The 18,934-nt window shown below is 64.3% G+C and carries 19 protein-coding genes; 11 read left to right on the top strand and 8 right to left on the bottom strand.

Features of this window, described 5'->3' with window-relative positions:
- Both MJD61_21780 and MJD61_21775 read right to left on the bottom strand, forming a co-directional pair.
- Window positions 1–1,388: Stp1/IreP family PP2C-type Ser/Thr phosphatase (locus MJD61_21780; GenBank protein MCG8557888.1), on the bottom strand; the 1,388-nt coding region annotated here is incomplete at its 3' end.
- A 5-nt stretch (window positions 1,389–1,393) separates the two neighbouring features.
- Entirely contained in the window at window positions 1,394–2,257 is an 864-nt protein-coding gene (locus tag MJD61_21775) for an FHA domain-containing protein (GenBank protein ID MCG8557887.1), read from the bottom strand.
- Between the two features lie 418 nt (window positions 2,258–2,675).
- Here MJD61_21775 and MJD61_21770 point away from each other — a divergent pair, with 418 nt between their 5' ends.
- A complete protein-coding gene (locus tag MJD61_21770; protein MCG8557886.1) occupies window positions 2,676–3,059 on the top strand; it encodes a hypothetical protein in 384 nt (127 codons plus the stop codon).
- Between the two features lie 16 nt (window positions 3,060–3,075).
- On the opposite strand, the gene MJD61_21765 is transcribed toward MJD61_21770, so the two are convergent.
- The 3 genes from MJD61_21765 to MJD61_21755 are packed head-to-tail and all read right to left on the bottom strand — an operon-like array spanning window position 3,076 to window position 6,385.
- Window positions 3,076–4,662, bottom strand: coding sequence for an MlaD family protein (locus tag MJD61_21765; protein MCG8557885.1), 1,587 nt, complete (start codon window positions 4,660–4,662; stop codon window positions 3,076–3,078).
- Window positions 4,659–5,480: an ATP-binding cassette domain-containing protein gene (locus tag MJD61_21760; protein MCG8557884.1), complete on the bottom strand. Its 822-nt coding sequence runs from the start codon at window positions 5,478–5,480 to the stop codon at window positions 4,659–4,661. Before MJD61_21760 ends, MJD61_21765 begins: the two co-directional genes overlap by 4 nt.
- A 44-nt stretch (window positions 5,481–5,524) precedes the next feature.
- Window positions 5,525–6,385, bottom strand: a complete 861-nt coding sequence (locus tag MJD61_21755; protein ID MCG8557883.1) for an ABC transporter permease — start codon at window positions 6,383–6,385, stop codon at window positions 5,525–5,527.
- A gap of 218 nt (window positions 6,386–6,603) precedes the next feature.
- Between MJD61_21755 and MJD61_21750 the strand changes: the two genes are divergently transcribed.
- On the top strand, window positions 6,604–6,864 hold the full coding sequence (locus tag MJD61_21750; GenBank protein ID MCG8557882.1) for a hypothetical protein: 261 nt from the start codon (window positions 6,604–6,606) through the stop codon (window positions 6,862–6,864).
- Between the two features lie 248 nt (window positions 6,865–7,112).
- Window positions 7,113–8,057 (top strand): HD domain-containing protein, encoded by a 945-nt coding sequence (locus tag MJD61_21745; protein ID MCG8557881.1) that lies wholly within the window; start codon window positions 7,113–7,115, stop codon window positions 8,055–8,057.
- Here MJD61_21745 and MJD61_21740 read toward each other — a convergent pair.
- The 3 genes from MJD61_21740 to MJD61_21730 form a co-directional block, all read right to left on the bottom strand.
- Window positions 8,009–10,699 (bottom strand): MMPL family transporter, encoded by a 2,691-nt coding sequence (locus tag MJD61_21740; GenBank protein MCG8557880.1) that lies wholly within the window; start codon window positions 10,697–10,699, stop codon window positions 8,009–8,011. The two genes, MJD61_21745 and MJD61_21740, sit on opposite strands and share 49 nt — an antisense overlap.
- A 101-nt stretch (window positions 10,700–10,800) precedes the next feature.
- Entirely contained in the window at window positions 10,801–11,265 is a 465-nt protein-coding gene (locus tag MJD61_21735) for a universal stress protein (GenBank protein ID MCG8557879.1), read from the bottom strand.
- A gap of 30 nt (window positions 11,266–11,295) precedes the next feature.
- Entirely contained in the window at window positions 11,296–11,715 is a 420-nt protein-coding gene (locus MJD61_21730) for a CBS domain-containing protein (protein ID MCG8557878.1), read from the bottom strand.
- A 610-nt stretch (window positions 11,716–12,325) separates the two neighbouring features.
- Here MJD61_21730 and MJD61_21725 point away from each other — a divergent pair.
- The 8 genes from MJD61_21725 to nuoB all read left to right on the top strand — a co-directional run.
- Window positions 12,326–12,751 carry a CBS domain-containing protein gene (locus MJD61_21725; GenBank protein MCG8557877.1) on the top strand — a complete coding sequence of 142 codons (426 nt, stop codon included), beginning with the start codon at window positions 12,326–12,328 and terminating at the stop codon, window positions 12,749–12,751.
- Window positions 12,752–12,789: 38 nt separating this feature from the next.
- The gene (locus tag MJD61_21720; protein ID MCG8557876.1) at window positions 12,790–13,239 is read left to right on the top strand and encodes a universal stress protein; all 450 of its coding nucleotides are present in this window, start codon (window positions 12,790–12,792) and stop codon (window positions 13,237–13,239) included.
- A gap of 239 nt (window positions 13,240–13,478) precedes the next feature.
- The gene (locus MJD61_21715) at window positions 13,479–15,845 is read left to right on the top strand and encodes a protein kinase (GenBank protein ID MCG8557875.1); all 2,367 of its coding nucleotides are present in this window, start codon (window positions 13,479–13,481) and stop codon (window positions 15,843–15,845) included.
- Window positions 15,846–15,934: 89 nt separating this feature from the next.
- The gene (locus tag MJD61_21710; GenBank protein MCG8557874.1) at window positions 15,935–16,375 is read left to right on the top strand and encodes a 23S rRNA (pseudouridine(1915)-N(3))-methyltransferase RlmH; all 441 of its coding nucleotides are present in this window, start codon (window positions 15,935–15,937) and stop codon (window positions 16,373–16,375) included.
- A 422-nt stretch (window positions 16,376–16,797) separates the two neighbouring features.
- Window positions 16,798–17,466 carry a ComF family protein gene (locus MJD61_21705; GenBank protein ID MCG8557873.1) on the top strand — a complete coding sequence of 223 codons (669 nt, stop codon included), beginning with the start codon at window positions 16,798–16,800 and terminating at the stop codon, window positions 17,464–17,466.
- A gap of 155 nt (window positions 17,467–17,621) precedes the next feature.
- Window positions 17,622–18,110, top strand: a complete 489-nt coding sequence (gene smpB / locus MJD61_21700; GenBank protein MCG8557872.1) for an SsrA-binding protein SmpB — start codon at window positions 17,622–17,624, stop codon at window positions 18,108–18,110.
- A gap of 1 nt (window position 18,111) precedes the next feature.
- Window positions 18,112–18,399 carry a hypothetical protein gene (locus tag MJD61_21695; GenBank protein MCG8557871.1) on the top strand — a complete coding sequence of 96 codons (288 nt, stop codon included), beginning with the start codon at window positions 18,112–18,114 and terminating at the stop codon, window positions 18,397–18,399.
- 109 nt (window positions 18,400–18,508) lie between these two features.
- The coding region (gene nuoB, locus MJD61_21690) for an NADH-quinone oxidoreductase subunit NuoB (GenBank protein MCG8557870.1) at window positions 18,509–18,934 on the top strand (426 nt) is incomplete at its 3' end.

Below are 18,934 nucleotides of genomic sequence, written 5' to 3'. Positions count from 1 at the left end.
TGCACATAGCCCACCGTGTCGGTAGGCTTTGGCTTGACGAGCGCCTCGCCCTCGAAGTCGGCCACGATCACCGTGATATTGTCGTGCCCCCCCGCAGCATTCGCCTGATCGATGAGCTTGCCGCAGCATTCCGAGGGATCGTCGACGGTGGTAATCGTGTGCGCAACAGCGTCGTCGTTGACCAGACCGCACAAGCCGTCGGAGCAAAGAAGCAGCCTGTCACCCCTGCGCAGCTCGGCGAAGGTGAGGTCGACCTGCACGGCCTCGGTCGTTCCCAAAGCTTGCAGGATGATGTTCGAGTGCTCGAAGGCTTCGGCTTCCTCCACGGTCAGATGACCGGCTTCGATCAATTGATTGACCAGCGACTGGTCCTTGGTGATGCGTTTGACCTCCCCGTGTCGCAGCAGGTAGGCGCGGCTGTCACCCACTTGGGCCACGAACAGAACTTGATCCACGAGCCCCGCGACAGTGGCCGTGGTGCCCATCCCCTGGCGCGAGTGGTCCTCCTTCGCCGTCTGAAAAATACGCCGACCCGCGCGCTCCACCGTACTGATCAAGGCTTGGGCGAAAGCGTCTCGATCCTCGGACCCCTGAAGGTCGGAGAGCTCCTCAAAGACCGTGTCAACAGCGAGCTGGCTGGCGACTTCCCCTGCTGCAGCGCCCCCCATTCCGTCGCAAACCGCAAAGATCGATCCCCTGCTGCCCACATGGTCGACACAGGTCTGGTGCCTTGGGCTCCTCTTGCTCGTCGTGAGGTTGGCCATCAACAGATTGTCTTCGTTGTGCTCGCGGACCAATCCCACGGCCGTCGCTCCCGCGTAACGCAGCTCGATGCGCGCGGGAAGCCGGGAGGTCGACTCCGATGCCCTGTCGACTTCCGTTCGATCGAGCGGCGTCGTGTCCGAGGCATCGTCCGCATCGGGGGAATCCGACCCGGACGCTGCCGCGCTGCCTTCAGCCGCTTCGGGGGAGTCCGACCCGAACGCTGCCGAACTGCCGTCAACCTGCTCGGCACCAGCCGGCTCGGGCCCCTCGTTGACGCTCTGTGGCGACGCCGGCTCCAAGCTCGAAGGCGACTCGGCGCTCTCGGCTTCTTCCGGGGACGCGGGCGCCGCCTCGACGCTCGCGCCCGCTGCCTCCTTCGAGGACGAATCGCCGTCGTCGTCTGCCACGGAAACCTTGGTGGAGGCCCCCTCGCTGCCTTCGACCGGACCGGAGCGGGTATGCTCCGCCACTTCCTCGCTCACCCGGGCCGGTGTTGTCGAAGATGCCTCTTCACGCTCCCCAGCGTCACGAGGGGATGCCGTCTCACCGGCCGGCTCACCCGCCGCCGACGTAGACTCCGGCTCGGTGGGCTGCGGCGAGTTGTCGCTTTTGGGAGCGCTCATGATGGTCAGCGACCCTTGTCCGTTCCCGCTAGCTCACTGGCGGCGCCGAAGCACAGTACCTGCTGCCCTACACGGAGCTGGTCGCCAACACACAAGCGATGAGGCTGTGTGAGCCGCACCCAGGTGCCATTCGCGGAATCGAGGTCACGCAGCATGAACGAACCGGTGCCGACATCTCGACATAACGTCGCGTGCTGGCGGGACATGTAGGGGTCGTCCGCGAAAACGAAATCCGCGCGCTCGCGTCCCAGTACGGTCTCATCTCGGTGCAAGTAATAGACATCCCGCGCCGCTCCGTCCGCACTGCATTGCTCGAGTCTGCCTAAACGCGGCGCCGAAGGTGTGCCAAACACCATTACACCATGCTCCATCGCTGGTCCCAAGTGCCTGTCGTCCTCGGGTATTATCCCGAAGCGTAGCACCTGCTGGCCAATTAGGATCATGTCGCCGGTCTTCATGGCCACAGAATGTCGGATACGTACGTACACGCCGTTCGTGCTTCCAAGGTCGCGCAGATGGTAGGCTTGTTCGGCTCGCTCTATGCGAGCATGGCGGGAGGACAGGTAAGGGTCGCCAGGAAAGCGAATCGCTCCCCGATCCTTGCCGAGATCCATCTGTTCGGCGGCCAGCGCGTAGGTGGCGACGACCTCGCCGGCCTCGTTCACCAGGGCCAGCCCGGCATCCTCCGGGGCGGGCCCCGCCGCCGCCGGTGCCGAGGGCCCAAACGCTGCGGGCTGCAAGCTGGGTGGGCTCTCGGCGGCAGGGGACGCTGGGGGTGCTTGCGCCTGAAGCAACGGAATACCGCACTCGCGACAGTAGCCGAGCCCCGCACGGATCTCGGAGCCACACCTCGGGCAGGTAGCCAGCACGCTTCGAGACGCTCGTGACTTACCTGGCTTGGCGTGACCGCACCGGGGACAAGAGCCTGCCGCCGATGGTTGCTCCAAACCGCACGACACGCAAAACATCCGAGCTACATGGAACCCCCTGGTGCCCATTGCCGCAAGCCCCCCCGGGGCTTTTCCCGTGTCGACCCGTGAGGCCTCGGTGTCGCCGTGCGCTGCAGCTGATTGCAGCCGCAGACGAGCGGTACGCCTCGGGCGATTCCTGCGTGCGGGCTCGCCCGGAAAACCGCCTGAAGACCCGGCTTCCAGGAACCTGAACGGTTACACGCAACACCCTTGGCGCGCAGGGCCACCCCGCACACGCCCGGAGCGTCCAGCGATTGTTGACAACCTCAACGCTCCTATAGTAGGCGCCCCTTGATCCCCTGACGAGGTTGCAGCAATGGACATCTTCCTCGACAAGCGAGCAGTGCGACAGATTCGGCATTCCGCAGCTGACGCTATTGAGGACGGCGACACGGAGACGCTGCGCGAAGACATCGTGGAGGCGTTTTCGACAGAGCAGATCGACGAGATCGAGCGGCGCATCGACACCGATTTCGACGATTTCCTGTTCGATACGCTCGAGGAGTGGTCGGGCGACGAAGTGGGCGAGCTCTTCGAGCTACTGGAGGCGAGCCTGACCGAGATCGGCATCGACGTACGTTACAGCAACCCCGAGCTGGACGAGCAGGAGGAGGACGACGAGGACGAGGACGACGAGAGCGACCTGGAGGATACGGAAGACAACGAAGCCGTGGGAATGCTGGACAGCGACGACGAGTAGATAGCTCGAATAGCTGCTAGTTGCTGCTGGCGGCACCGGATATGGCCGAGCCCCCCATGAACAGCAGGCCGGCGAGGTCCTCGTCGCTGAAGCGGAACATCACGCCACCGAACATGTCTCGACCGTAGTGGTAGGGAATGCGCTGCCCGGTTAGGTCCGCGTGGTGCACCAGCAGATCGACGGGTGGATTGAGCACATCGTCGATGCCCGCATAGATATAGAGGTACTTGAAGAAGTTCAGCGCCGCGCGAAACTTCAGGCGTGGGAAGTGGTTGAACGTAGGCTCGTAGACGTCGGAGTGCACCCAGAGTCGGCCATCCAGGTAGCGCGCATCGACTCCGATGCCGCCCGCCGATTCCTTCACACCGATACGGAAGGTGTAGTTCTCGATCTTCTTTGCGAACTGCAAGGACCAGCGAAAGCGCCGGCTGATGCGGGTCGAAGAAAGCAAGGTGCCCGAGCCTGGGGCCAGCACGAGCTCTTCGGTGATCGTGCCGCGCGGATCATCAACGATCTCGATGTAGTAGAACTTGTCCGGTTGAGGGGCAAGCTCAAGAGAGAAGTAGGCCTTGGGGACGGCCCCGAGCACGTGCCACTCCGTACGCAGCCCCACGATGCTCTTGAGCCCGAAGGAGCCTCTGGAGAAGCGCACGAGGTCGTCGGTGAGGCTCTCTACGTTGTCGGCGATGTCGGGGTCGTTGATCAGCTTGCCCAGCGTGCCCTGTTGGCCATCGATCTTCTCCGCAACGGAAGCCGTGCCCGCAAGGGTGGAGTCGAGGTTGTCGAGGGCTCGGTCGAGGCGATCCAGCTTCTGCCGGACTGTGTCACCGGTCGACTCGATCTCGCCCCGCGTCACCTCGACGAGCTCCCGGAGGTCGACACTCACGAGCTCGGCGTTCTTGAGCGTGGCCAGCAGGGGTGCCTTGCCGCCGCCCGTCACTTCCGCCAGATCGCTGCCGATGCGCTCGAACGATGCTGCCGCGCGATTGACCCGATCGAGGATTTCCTCTACCAGCGCCTGGTTGTCGTGCACCAGCCTGTCGACGTTGTCGGCGATCCCCTTGATAGGTCCGTTAACCACGGAGCGCGTGTCGGCAAACAGGCCCCGGGCTTCCGCGACCGCGGCTTCCACGCGTGGGATGGCCTCGTTGACCTGCCTTATGAGGTCGTCGGTGCTCGCCGCCTCGATCACTGTGGTCAGCTCCTGCCCGGACTGAAGCCGGAGGTTTTTGCGCACGCCGCTCGATGACGGCGACTCGGGCGTGCCCGGATCGACATCCAGATAGTACTCTCCAAGCAGCGAGGAGGCTTTCTTGCGAATCACCGCGTTTTCATAGACGACCGCGTCCTTGTGCACGCGAAAGGTTAGCTGCGCGAAGCGGCCGTCCAGACGGCGTTCCACGATCTCTCCGACCGGCAGGCCGGCTATCACGACGCGCGAATTGATGGGCAGCCCGGTCGCGTCGCGGAATCTCGCCCGCAGCGAGTACCCGTCGGCACCAGAGGCCTGGGTGCTGATGGACTTGTACGCGCCGTATGCCACGGCAACCGCAGCCAGCACGAGCAACCCGATGCGCACACTGGAGGACACCTGCCTGTTCACGTCAAGCCCCCAACCCGAGTCGCAGACACGCCGGACATGGTGACAAAACGCCGCACGTACTCCTGACTGGTGGCCCGAAACGCACTGGGAACACCGGACTCGATGATGCGCCCCCCGTGGATCATCGCGATACGGTCAGCGATCCGGAAGACCGAAGCCATATCGTGCGAAATCACGACCGAGGTAACCCTGAACTGCTGTGCAACATTCATGATCATCCGGTCCACGTTGTGGGTTGCGATGGGATCCAGCCCCGTGGTCGGTTCGTCGTACAGCAGGATCTCCGGCTCCAGCACGAGCGCCCGTGCCAGACCGACCCGTTTGCGCATGCCGCCGGAGAGCTCCCCGGGATACATGTGCTGGGTTCCGCGGAGGTCGAGGGCGTCGAGACGGGCCATGACGATGGCGCGCATCTGATGGACAGTCAGCTTGCGCTCACGTTGCTCGAGCAGAGGAAACATGCAGTTGTCCATCACGGTCATGGAGTCGAACAACGCGGCCCACTGGAAGACCATGCCGAACCGACGGCGAAAATGCGCGAGCGCCTCGCCGCGAAGCGACCGCATCTCCACCCCGTCCACCCACACATGTCCTTCGCTGGCGGGCAGCAGGCCAATGAAATGCTTGACCAGCACGGACTTGCCCTGTCCCGAGCCTCCGATGATCACATTGACCTTGCCGCGCTCGATGTCCAGGTCGACGCCGCGCAGCACCTCGGGCCCATCCCTGGAAAACCGTTTGCGCAGACCCCGGACACGTATGTGCCAGCGGGGGTCGCGGCGCCCGTCGAATTCGTTTGTTGCGTCGTTAGCCCGCATTCAGCACCAACTGCGAGGCCAGAGGCCCAATCGCTCGAGTCCCATCACATGGCAAGCTGGGGCATGAAGGGGAGCATCAGATCCGTGATGAAATAATCCAGGATCAAGATGGTCACGGACCCGATCACCACGGCTCGCGTGGTGGCCATGCCCACGCCACGGCCACCGCCCGACGCTCGGTAGCCCTGAAAGCAGCCGATGAGCGAGAAGCACAGCCCGAACACAGCGGCCTTGATCACGCCCTGCACCAAGTGAATCGGCATCAACGAGGTGCGCAGATTGGACACGAACAGCCCGTGGTCCACGCCGTGCAGCTTGACGGCCACGAGGTACGCTCCGGCCATCCCGACCCCAAAGAAGATACAGGTCAGCACCGGCCCCATGATGACACCACCCACCACCCGAGGTGTGACGAGGTACTGCACAGGCGAGACCGCCATGGTTTCCAATGCGTCGATCTGCTCGCTGATCCGCATGGTACCGATCTCGGTCGCGATCCCGGATCCTGCCCTGCCTGCAAGCATGAGCGCTGTCAGCACGGGACCGAGCTCTGTGGACAGGCCCAGTCCCGCCGCGCTCCCCGCCATGGCTTCCATGCCAAAGCGCTTGAGCTGAAAGACCGCCTGCAGCGCGGTCACCATGCCCGTAAAGGCTCCAACCAGCGTGATGATCGGCAGGGAGCTGACGCCGATGTATTCGCAAGCGTCGAGAAACAGGTGCCGGCGAAAAGGGCGGCGAAACAACCAGCGTACGGCCCGTGCGAGCAGAATCAGGTGCTCCCCCAGGGAGCCCAGGAATCCGAGGAGCGGCGCAAACACCAGAACCACACCGCGAGCGATCTCGGCGCCGACGCTCCGCTCGCGACGGTCTTGCTTCCGGTCGTCGCTGGCGCCCTGGTTGCCCAAGCGATCTCCGGGGCCCTAGGGCCCCTCCCAGAATAACTCGATCGGCTGCGGCCGTGCAGGGCGGCGTGCTCGCGGCTTTCGTCCTCGCAAAAATCCTCGCAACAGCGCTGCTATTCCTGCGGTTTTTCCTTCGGGCGCGCCGGCGAATCGCATCCACCCTGCACGGCCGGTCTCGACCAGCTACTCTGGGACGGGGCCTTGTTGGAAGGCACCCAAACGTGTCAGGGCCGCTCCCGGCCGGAATCCAGCTCGTTCATGGCTGCGGCCTCCCGTTGCTCGAAGGCAGCCTCGCGGCTCCGGATCCGGGCCGCATTGTGCTGGTGCAGCCCATCAACCTCGAGCAGGGTCGCATGGGCCAGGGAAAGCAAATCTCCAAGCTCGTCCTTCAGGCCAGGCTGCTCGGTGGTAACTCGCTCAAGCCGATTCACAGCCTGGCGCGCCCTCGCAATTGCATCCAGCGTTTGGTCGCATTCGGCTAGGCGTCGCGACTGCTCCAACATCCGCTGGCACTGCGCCTTTATCGCCCCTGCGTCCACGTTCTCAGCACTCCTTGTCGGGTAAGGGCCCGCGGAAGATAATTCGTGTGTTTCGGTGAGGGCTGGGCGCCACTGGCGAGGCGCGACTACGAGCGGGTCCCAAGACACGCTACCCTCCCGGTGGGCCTTTATCAAGCCTCGCTCGACCCGCTAGACTCTGCTGCCCGGCTCGGACAGGATAGGAATTCGTCGTGCTGCAAAAAGCTTCTCCCTCGACTCAGGCTACCGGTGTCTCGACGCGCGCTGCCAGCGTACTGTCATGGGCCGGCCTTGTCTCCACCCGGCAGCCGTCGCTGCTCGACGACCCGCCCGCAACGCTGGGCCCAGACGAGATCGCCGCGCTCCCCGTGACACAGTTGCGGCAGGGAATGGGTGAGTTGCTGTTGGGCCGCTACGCCCAACACGGGCTTGAGGCGCTGCTCTACACGGGCATTTTGAAGGTGTGGTTGCCCGAGGTCCACGCACTGGTGGGATTCGGCGACGGCGAATGGCGTCACAAGGACGTGTGGAAGCACACCAAGCAGGTCGTATGGCAGTCCGTGCCGCGCCTCGCGGTACGCTGGGGTGCGTTACTCCATGATGTGGGAAAGGTGCACACCCGCTCGATCGACGAGCGCGGCCAAGTGCATTTCTTCGGACACAGCGAGGTGGGTGCGGCCATGTTCAGACGCCGCATCGGACCACGACTGCAGCTGCCAACCGAGCTTCACCAGCGCGTCCACTTCCTGATCCTGCATCATCTCCGGGCAAGCCAGTACGACGGCACCTGGACGGACTCGGCCGTCAGACGATTCTACAAGGAGATGGGAAGCGGCCTCAAGGACCTGCTCGATTTGAGCCGCGCCGACATCACGACCAAGCGCGTGGAGAAGCGCAGGCGCGGGCTGCGACAGATCAGCGAGCTGTCGCGCCGCATTGCCGATCTCATCAAGCGGGATTCGATCGTTCCTCCGCTGCCCAAGGGCCTGGGGACGGCCATCGGAGAGCGCTTCGGCATTCCGCCGTCCAAGCGGATCGGTGACCTGCGGCGCTGGTTGGAGCAAGAGGTGGAAGCGGGCAGGATCGAGCCGCACAAGGGAGTCGGCTACTACCTGGCGGTGTTGGTCGAGCACGGCGAAGTGCTGTGTCTCGAGTAGATCGCGCGCAACAGTGCGGGGATGGTGCTCAAGTCGAAGACCAGGGCAAGCACGACCGTGAGCGCAACCAGCATTCCGAAACGTTGCGTGCTCACGAGCTCGCTGCCGAGCACGCACATGAATCCCACCGAAAGGACGAGGCTCGTCGCCAGCATGGCGCGCCCGGTGTGGCGGAATGCGTGCCGTAGGGCGGCCTCGACGTCACCCGTGCGCTCGTAGCGCACCTTGAACTGATGCAGGAAGTGGATGGTATCGTCCACGACGATCCCGATGGCCACCGAGCCAAGCAAGAGGGTGTTGGCGTCCAGGGGAATACCGGAAAAGCCCATGTACCCCATGACCATGACGACCGGCGTGAGGTTGGGAAGCATCGATAACATGCCAATCTTCAAGTCCCGCAGCAGCAACACCATCAGCAGTGTGATGACGATCGCGGCGGTACCGAAGCTGCGAACCAGGTCCATCAGCAGCTTCGAGACCAGCGTTACGGCGACGTAGGCGCTGCCGGTAAGGCGCGCCGTTGCCACGCCGCCCATGTGACGTTCAAGGCCCTGCCGCACGTGCGACAGCAGAGGCAAGTAGCTCAACGCGTCGCTCCATCTCACGCGCACGCTCAGCAACGCCCTGGTCATGTCGATGGTGGCGAGCTGTCGGAGCGTCTGGGGGCTTGCCTGCTCGAACAGCGTGATCATGTCGCGTACGCCGCGCTCGCTATCCGGAACGCGGTAGTAGCGAGCGTCGCCCCCGTGAACCGCCTGAAAGCTCTCGCGTATCGGATCCAGCAGACTCGTCACACCGCGCACCATGCCCCGTCGAGCACCGGGATCATCGAGTTCTTGCACGTGCGCCTCGAGTCGAGCAAGCGCGTCCAAGGCCTCGCGCCGGGCCAGGGTCTCGCCATCCTTGGCGCTCACCAGCACGGTGAGGTTGCCGGTACCCCCCACCGTCCGTTCAAAAAGCTCCAGCGTTTGGCGCACTGGATGTGAGTCTGGAAACCAGTCCAGGCTGTCGTGATGGATGCGCAGCCGTGACACGCCGACGACGGCAAGGACGCCGAGAGGCACACAGCATACGAGGACGCTGTTTCGCCTGATGTGGCTGACGCCCCCCGGGTACGGCACCGGTGCCGACAGCGCATTGAAACCCTGAAGCACGCGATCCATCCAGCCGCTACCCTCGAGATCCACGCGGTAGCCCAGCGTACTGGTGCGATTGAAGCTCAGCATGGCCGGCAAGAAGACGATCGAGTTGATCAGCGCCGCGGTCACACCGAGCGCACCGAAGGTTCCCATCTGCTGGATAGCCGTCAGCGTCGCGAAACGAAAGCTGAGCAGGCCAACGACGGTCGTCAATGTCGTCAGGAACACGGGCATGCCCGTGGTGGACAGTGCGTGTACCAGGGCCCCGTGGGCCGGTATTCCTCGAGCCATGGCCGTCCGATACGCAGACTGAACATGGATGGTGTCGCCCAAGCCTACACAGCCGATGAACGCGGGCAGGATCGTGGTGACCATGGTGATGGGCGTCCCGGTTGCAGCCATCAACCCCACAGTCCAGATCTCGGCCTGCCAAACGACCAGCACGGGCGCAAACACGCCCAGAGCATGACGGAACAGCACGAACAGAATCAGCACCATTGCGATCGACGTCAGTGCCAGCATGCTCGCTGCGTCCGACAGCATCAGCGTGTGCAGTGCCCTGCGGACAGCGGGGCTGCCCGTTACATGCACGCGGAATCCCGCCCGATCGTGTTGTTGTGCCGTCGTCGCGAGCGCCTGCACCACAGCGCCTTGTTCTTGCTCTTCGAGCTGAACCATGCGCACGACGATGATGGAGTACGCGCCGTTCACGTCGACCAGTCGCCCCGCGAGCTTGCGGTCCGCCGGCCTGCAGCGTGCTTCATCTTCGAACCGAACCGGCCTATCCGCGGCCAAGCGCCCGGCTTGCTCGGAGGACCCGGCCGCTTGCGTCCCGCGATGCGGCGAAGCGCGTCGCTTGTCGAGCCGACCGGACATGCGTTCCCCAATCGATGGAGCGGCTGGAAGCAGACCGGTACAGGCCCGGATCCGATCCCGTATACGGGCTAGCTCGTCAGCTTCGGGCAGTCGCTCGAACAGGCCTTTGATACGGAGTGCGCCAGCCTGCCAAACGGTCTGGCGGTAGTTGATCAGGCTCAGCACTTCGTCGATGGCAGTGCCGCCCTCTTCGTCCTCCCAGCCCTGGCCGCCGGGCTCGTCACCGAAGCTCTGGAAGTCGTGGTCGCCCGCGAGAACGTGCGTCGTTTCCCTCCCATCAAGACCCTTCGGATCGATCGGATCGACAGGAAGCTCGAGTTGTTCGATCTGGCGATGGAGCGCCGTCAACCGCTCGAGGTAGGGCAGGCTGAAGACATCGCCCTGTACCAGCACTTGAAGCAGGACATCGTTGCCGAAGTCACGGCGCACCTCCTGCAGCGTGCCGATCGAGAGCTCCTCGCTGGACAGGAAGTTCTCGTCCGTCGTGTCCATGCGCAGCTTGTCGGCAGCCTGCAGAGCCATGACCAGCGTCGTACCCAAGGTCAGCGTGATGCACAGACCTCGGCGCCTCAGCACGAACCCGGCCCAGCGCTCGAAAAACGGGCTGCCCTGCGCGTCAGCTCGCATCGGTTAGGGCCTCGGACGTCGCTGGCAAGGCGCGACGACGGGGAATACTGCGGGTGTTTCTGGGAGGAGCAACACAGCCAGCGGCGCCTGCCCTCCGGGCACTACTGCGACCTGGGACGCGCTGCCTTGCCCCCTCGCACGGTCAACACGGGTCGCTCGGCGGAGCGGACAACCCGTTCCGCCACACTTCCCATGACGAGGTGAGCAAGCCCTGTCCGGCCGTGGGTGCCCATCACGATCAGCTGCGCCTCGAGCACATTGGCGAGCCGATTGATCTCCACATGCGGAGTACCTTCGACCAAATGATGGTGCAGCTTCACTGGTGCGTCGCGAAAGCGCATAAGGAAGGTGTTGAGCTCCTTTTGAGCAGCCTCCAGAATGCGTGTGGTCCAGGCTGCGCCCGGCAACAAGGCTCCATCGGGGAAGGCATAGGCGGGCAGCTGGTAGACATGAAGCACGTGGACCTCAGCGCCTAGCCTGCTGGCGAGGTCGACCGCATAGCGGAACGATTCGTCCGACGCCTGCGAGAAATCCACAGGGCACAGTATGTGTTGTGTTGGCTCCATGGTTCGATTCAGCCCTGCGGTTCGATTCCACTACGTCTCGGCCAGCATGGAATGCATCGAGCGCAGGATATCAACGTAGCTCACGATACCCAGCAGGTCGCCGGTGCCCGCGTCGACGACCGGGACCGCGCCCACCTTGTGCTCGAGCATCAGCTCGATGATCTCTTCCACGTTGCTGTCAGGGAATACCCGCACGACGTCCGGTGACATGAGCGACGAAATCGGAGCATGGTAGCGCTCCTTCACGTTCTGCAGCGTCTCCTCGTCCACAAGCCGAGGCATGTGGACGCTCCTGAGATCCCGATCGCTGATGATGCCAACCAGCTCGGTGCCCTGAACCACCGGCAGGTGTCGGATCTCCATGTCCTGCAGCACTTCGCAGGTGTCGGCCACCGTGTTGGTGGCCCGAATGGTGACCGGGTTCTCCGTCATGATGTCCTGGGCGATCATGTGTTCTCCTGTCGTGTTGCTGGAAGCGCCGGGTTGCCACTGCCATTTTCGAGGACGAAAGCCGCGAGCGCGCTGACCTGCACGGCCGCAACCGATCGAGTTATTCTTGGATGGGCTCCAGTCAGACAGAGCACTAGCAGGCGGATCCTCCTAGCGGCAACCAGCAAGGCCTGTGCCGTCCCCGCGCGAGGTCCGTGGGCCGCAAGCACCGCACCCACCGCTGGCGCCCGAGAACGCCCGGCTGCGAACGCACCAGCCTCTGGCGCGCAGTTTTTGCGAGGGCACACCACCAACACGACAGCATTGCGCAATCCGCCCGAACTGTCGTCGATCGCTCGTCTTGATGAGCTTGAGCAGCATCGAGACGGCCTGTTCGACTTTACCGAGCGCGCCGGCCATCACGTGTTCCAGGCAAGGACAGGGGCAAGGACAGGGGCAAGGGCAGGGGCCGGGAAAGGACGGTCGAACCTTGTAGAGGCGGTGGCCTACCGGAATCGAGTTATTCCGGTACGGATCCGCACTGGTATAGGCTTTGCTGACACTCTTGGGAAACGTCCAGTAGAATGCTCCGGCACGACAGGCGCGGTCGCGACACGGAAGGAGGCGAGGCATGCACAAACGCTTGTCCGAGTTCATGACCACCGAGATGGTCACACTCCACCCGGAGGACAATCTCAACGACGTGGCCGAAAACATGGACCGCTACCACCTGCGCCACATACCGGTTGTGGATGGATCGCGCCTGGTCGGGCTCGTGAGTCACCGCGATCTGCTTCGTTTTGCTGCGAGCTCGCTCGACCGCTCCCCCGCTACCCAGAGCCGAGACGCACGCATCCGCGAGGCGACCTTTGTCGAGGAGATCATGACGCACCATGTGGAGACTGCCAGCCCAGACAGATCGGCCGCGGAGGCGGCAAGGATCCTGGTGGAGGCCAGGTTCGGCTGCCTGCCGGTTGTCGACTCGAACCACAACCTCTTGGGGATCGTCACGGAGCACGACCTCTTGAAGCTGCTCGTGGGGCTGCTGGATAGCTAGTCTCCGTTTCGGCACTTTTGGTGAGTGAGGAGATACGCATGACGGTGCAACACATCATGGTCGCATTCGATTTCTCGGAGCCCTCCCGCCAGGCGCTGAGTGTCGCTCGCCGTCTGCAAGAGGCGCTCGGCGCGAAGGTGGATGTCGTTCACGTCCACTACGATCCCTTCGAAGGTTACAAGCACATGCCCCAAGGGTCACTCTGGGGCACCCCTACGCAGTTCGAGGCGTACATGACCGGTTTGCGGTCCCTGCTGGACAAGGCCGTGGACGACGCCTTTGGCGATGAAGCCCCCAACGTGACGCGAACTATCCTGTCCGGCCAGCCGCCCGACGAGATTCTGAAAGCCAGCAAGGCGCAGGGGACTGATCTCATCTGTGTGGGTACGACCGGCAAGCGCGCCATGGAGCGAGCGCTGCTGGGCAGTGTGGCCGAAAAGCTGGTCCGAGCCTCCCACGTGCCGGTGCTCACGGTGCGTTCGGGCTGAACTGGACTGCGGGCCGAGAGTACCGGGTTGAGCAACTGGAGGGGATTGCAGAAACTGTGCAGCGACGTGCTCTGGTCAACATTTTGGTGGAACTTCGACGAGTGGCGAACCAGAATGCTACCTTTCGTGTTGCCAAATCGTTGCAGCCCGCCCCATGTTGCGATGCTAACTAGTGCCACTGGCACTAACTAGCAGTCGGCTAGCCCTGTAGCGGGAGCAGGTGCGCCTCAGAAAACTCTATGTCGAAGCAGCCGAAGCCCTCGGGCGGGCGCGAAGCCGGTGATGCACCGGCAGTGCCCCCCAAGCAGCGTCCGGGCTCGAGGGATTCGTCTTCCGGCGAGTCAGACGGAGAGGCCGGCGACCGGACCGAGATCGCCGCTCGGTCGGTACCGGGCCGCCCGAGCGAGCCGGCCTCACCCGCGAGGCCGGTCCCATCGACGGATCCAGTCACTCCAGGCGCCAGGCACGGCGCGCGAGCGGTCGATCGCTTCGTGGGCGCGTTGTTCGACGATCGCTTCGAAATCCTCGAACGCGTGGCCCAGGGCTCGGTGGGATGCATCTATCGGGCTCGCCAGAAGCCCCTCGGTCGGATCGTGGCGCTCAAGATCCTGGATCCCCGACACACGGTTCACGATGCCGTCTTCGAGGAACGCTTCGTCTTGGAGGCCTCGACCGCCTCACGCCTGACGCACCCCAACACGGTGACGGTCTTCGACTACGGCTGCACGGACGAAGACGTGTGTTTCATCGCCATGGAGTGGGTGGACGGCCGCACCTTGCAGGATGCGCTGAACGAGGAGCAATCGCTGCCGCCGGGCCGTGCAGTGCATATCGCAATGCAGGTGTGCCGCTCACTACGGGAAGCCCATCTGCTGGGCCTGGTGCACCGTGACCTCAAGCCGGCCAACATCATGTTGACCGCCCACGGGGATGAGGCCGACTACGTGAAAGTGCTGGACTTCGGTCTAGTGCGGGACTTGGCCGCGCCGGAGCGGATCACGCGCAAGGGCCTCATCATGGGCTCGCCCAAGTACATGGCGCCCGAACAGATTCGCAACGCGACCATCGATGGCCGCACGGACATCTACGCTGTAGGCGCGCTGATGTACCGCATGCTTCGTGGACGCGCGCCCTTCGTAAGGCAAAGCGATATCGACACCATGATGGCGCACCTACGCGATCCCGTACCGTCCCTGGCCCCAGGTGACGAGCCAGGTACGGGGCCACACATTCCTCGGCGTTTGGCCGAGATCGTCACCCGCTGCCTGGCAAAACGGCCGGAGGAACGCTTCGGTACGATCGATGAGCTGTTGGCCGCCCTCAAGACGGTGGCTTCCTCGGTCGGGCTGCCCGTAGCGTCGCGGCCATCGCTCATCAGTGCCCCCGTGGCGGCGCTCGTGCCCGCGCTGCCGGCCGAGCTCGCCGCCGCCGTATCCGCGCAGCCACCGCGCCGCCCGTGGGCGTTGCGTGCTGCGGTTGTGTTGTGTTCGGGCATCGTACTCGGCGGTGCGGGTCACGTGCTGATGCAGGACCGAGCCTGGCCTGAAGGTGCTCGAGAGCTACTGGGTCGTTTGATCGACGAGCAGCCTCCTGAAGAAGTCGACGAGCAGCCTCCTGAAGTCCAGCGCGGCGCTGCTCCAACGCCTGCAGCGGCGCAATTCCCCGCAGTGACGCAATTCCCTGCAGTGACGCAATCCCCCGCGGCGGAGCAAACCAATGTCACCGCGGAGCAAACCAATGTCACGCAGTCGCGGTCGACGGCGCATCCATCCGAGCTCCCCGGGGCCGCAGGCCCTGGAGCCGGCAACCCCGAGTCGTTCGAGCTTGTAGCCGCGACGGAGTCCACGTACCTGCCCGGAGCGCCGCAAGCTGTTCAGGGCTCCACGCAAGCCAGGCTCGCTGCGTCCGCCCTGCAGCGTGAACGTGCCCCCACGCAGCGCGAGACGCGAGGCGTACGGGCAACCGTTCGACGCGCGAAGCCAAGAAGGGGGGCTATCGGTGCCGGACGCTCTGCGGGCGCCGCACGCAAGAGCGGCAAAGCACCCGGCGCGCCACCGGAACCTTGCTCGGATGGCAGCAATGTGCCGGCGGCGAGCCCAAGCACCGGCGAGTCGCACACGAAGCCCATAGCGCTCAAAGCAAAAACCGCGCCCGCCAGGACCGTCAAGCCGACGCTCGAGCCTGTGTCTGCCCGCCCGCGGAAAGACCGGAGGCAAGACGCCGAGACGCCCGCGCGTCGAGACCGCGTGCACCCGAGGGTGCAATTGAGGCGGCTGGTGGTCTCGGGGCCCATTCCCGCAAACGTCATCCGCCGAGCGCTACGGCGGATGCTCGGCGCCTTCTCGCGCTGCTATGCAGCGTCGGCTCGGCTCACCGGTCGTCGTCCGGACCAGGATGTGACGGTCTCGCTCTACATCGGCCAGGACGGGCGGGTGCACGAAGCAACCGCCACCGGGGCAAGCCTCGAGCGTCTCGACGATTGCGTCCAGCAACAGACCGGCCGCGTGGTGTCTCGGCAACCACCGGACGTCGGGCTGGCCCGCGCCGAATTCGTCCTACTTTTTCGATTTCCGGACCGACCCATCTTGGACCGACCCAGACCCTGACGCGTCCAGCAGTCGACACGAGCTCGACGCCCGATCGAAGCAGAGCACACGGGCGCGGTCCCAAAACAGGCGTCGTGAGGCTCTTCGCCATGAGGCTGCTCCTTGTCGCGGTAGGAAAGATCAAGCGCCCGGGCTTGCGGGCGGAGCTCGACCTGTACTTGAAGCGCATCCGCCGTTATGCACCGTGCAGGGAGCTCGAGCTGAAGAACGGCAACGCCCGTGACATCGAGGAGCGCATCCGCCGGTTGCTGCCAGCGCGATCGCATACGGTGGTCCTCGACGTGAAGGGGCAGCTATGGTCGAGCCACGAGCTGGCAGGGTACCTGGACCGCTGCCGGCAGGGGGCGGTCGGCACCCTCGTGTTGCTTGTAGGGGGAGCAGACGGGCTGCCGGCCTCCCTGGTTGCAGCCGCACAGCTTCGGCTGTCGCTCTCACGCCTGACGTTGCCCCATCGGCTTGCTCGAGTCGTCCTGGCGGAGCAACTGTACCGGGCATTCACCATCATCCACAACGAGCCCTACAACCACTAGCGCTCCAAGCAGGCCAGGGCGCGCGTGGTTTGAGCGAGGCACCTCGAGTGATCCGGTTTGTGAGGTAGCCTCGGCGATCACGTTTCATAAACGAAATACCTGTCGCCACAGCAGGATCCCTGCGTTTCACTCTTGAAAGGTTCGGCCCAACCCATCTGGACAGATGTACATGCTTTGTGTCGAAAACGCGTGTGATTTCAAGCTCGGCAGATCTTGGCAGGCTCCTTGCTTTATAGCCCGACACAGACGGAGGCCACATAAACGGCGTGCTCCCCCCTGCGCCAAGTGTCTCCGTTCTCGTCCCCCCTTCCCCAACGGCAGCTCCCTGAAGGTTCTCCCCCCCTTCGAGCTGCCGTTTTTAATTCTCGGCCAGTATATCAAGCAACCTCTCGAGCAACCTGATCGAGCAACCTGACGCGCAGGTGGCCGACAATCGTTGCATGCGCTGGCTTGTTACGGGGCTGAGCAGCCTGCTGGCTCCAAGGCTATGCCCTGGGTGCGATCAGCCCGTGCAGGAGCTTGTAGGGTGTGGCCGGTCGAGCTTCTGCCAGGCCTGTGCACTGCTATTGGAGCCTTGCCACCGCTGTCACCAGCCGCCAGCCAAATCGGCGGCGCTGTACCAGTACGGCGGCCCCCTCGCCGAAGGCTTGCGGCGGTTCAAGTACCGTGCCCGCAGTGATCTGGGACGGCCGCTGGCCGAGCTCCTGATCGCGTCTGCCGCTGTCTACCGCGACCGCGTGGACGCGATCGTGCCGGTGCCTTTGCATCCTCGCGACCTGCGCGAACGTGGCTTCAACCAGGCCGTCACGCTGGCCGCGCCGCTTGCGCGCCGTCTTGGCGTTCCGATGCTAGTGGATCAGCTGCACCGCATCCGCCACACGGCTGGCCAGGCCACACTGCCGCGTGCCGATCGGGCCGCAAACGTCAACGGTGCCTTCGCGTACCGAGGCGCGCTCGTGGGGCGTACGGCGTTGCTTGTCGATGACGTCCGAACCACCGGTGCCACCCTGGCCGCCGCAGGCGAAGCACTCCTTCAAGGTGGCTACGCCCACGTGATGAGCCTTGCGCTCGCCCGCGCCGATTCGGGCTAGCCAGAGCCTAACTCGGGGCGCGAGCGCAACCGCTCCAGCACTGGTTGGCTGCACACTGAGCGGCGTGTTAAGGCGTCGGGTCAAGATAGCCTTCCCGTTTTGACTCCGAGCCAGCAAAGCTATCTTGACCCGACGCCCAAGGACTTCGCTTCGCCATGAACAAAGGCGCTCACGGCAAGGCGGCGGCTTCGCCGCTCATGCTGGTCTGCAGCAACGGCAGGGCGATGCACCGCTACCATATCCTAGACCGGCTGGAATGCGGGCTCGTGCTGCTGGGCTCCGAGGTCAAGAGCCTGCGGGCGCGGCAGGCGAACCTGGAAGGCGCGTTCGCAACCGTGGACGCCGGCGAGCTGTACCTGAACGGCATGTACATCGCTCCCTATAGCCAAGCCACGCACTTCGGCCACGAGCCCAAGCGCAAGCGCAAGCTGCTTGCCCGGCGAGCAGAGATCGAGCGTCTGATGGGCAAGCTGGCCATTCGCGGCTACACCCTGGTGCCGCTGCGCGTCTACTTCAAGCGTGGCCGCGCCAAGGTCGAGCTCGGCCTCGGCAAGGGCAAACGCGTGGGCGACAAGCGGCAGAGCATTCGCCGCGAGCTCGACCGGCGGGAAGCAAGGGACGCGGTACAGCGAGCGAGGAAGTAGCGTGGCGGACGTCAAGGTTCGGGTTGCAGGCGGCAAACAGGGTCAGGCCCTCGGGCTCGAAGGGGAGTTGCTGACGCTCGCGCTGCCTTCGGCCCAACCACCGGGCAAGCCTCTCGAGCTGGTCTGCCAGCTGCCCGAAGGCAGCGTGCGACTCAGCGCGCGCACCGTCGGCAGCAAGCGCCAGCAAGATGGCTCCTTTCGGGTACGCGTGCGCCTCGTCTGCCTGCGCCGCCAAGTGCGTCAAGCGCTGCAAGCGGCCCTCGTGGACCCGCATTGCTGCGCGCGATGACACCTGCCTGCTCCGGGGGGCGAACCCATGACGGCGTTCCGGTGCGGTGTTGTGCGGTTGTGCGGCTATTGACACCTGCAGAGGTGCGTACTAGAGGCTCCCACTAGGCGTGATCGAAGGCGACACCAGCGTTTTCACGACCCGAGGCGAGGCGCTCTTGGCTTGGGCGCGCAAGTATTCGCTATTTCAGTACCCTTTCGCCACGGCCTGCTGCGCAATGGAGTTCATGGCGACCGTGGCTCCGCGCTACGATATCGCCCGTTTCGGTGCCGAAGCACCCCGCTTCAGCCCGCGTCAATCCGACGTGCTGTGGGTGGTAGGGACCATCAGCCAGCGCCAGGCCCCCGCGCTTCGACGCATATACGACCAGATGGCGGATCCGAAGTGGGTCATCGCATTCGGCACCTGCGCCTCATGTGGGGGCTTCTACGACAACTACGCGACCGTGCCAGGCATCGACAAGATCGTGCCCACCGATATCTACGTCCCCGGGTGCCCTCCTCGCCCCGAAGCCGTGCTCGATGGTCTGATGTTG

Source organism: Pseudomonadota bacterium, from assembly GCA_022361155.1.
GTDB lineage: Bacteria > Myxococcota_A > Polyangia > Polyangiales > JAKSBK01 > JAKSBK01.
The sequence above is the reverse complement of the archived record's forward strand: the minus strand, read 5'-3'. Positions and strand labels throughout refer to the sequence as shown.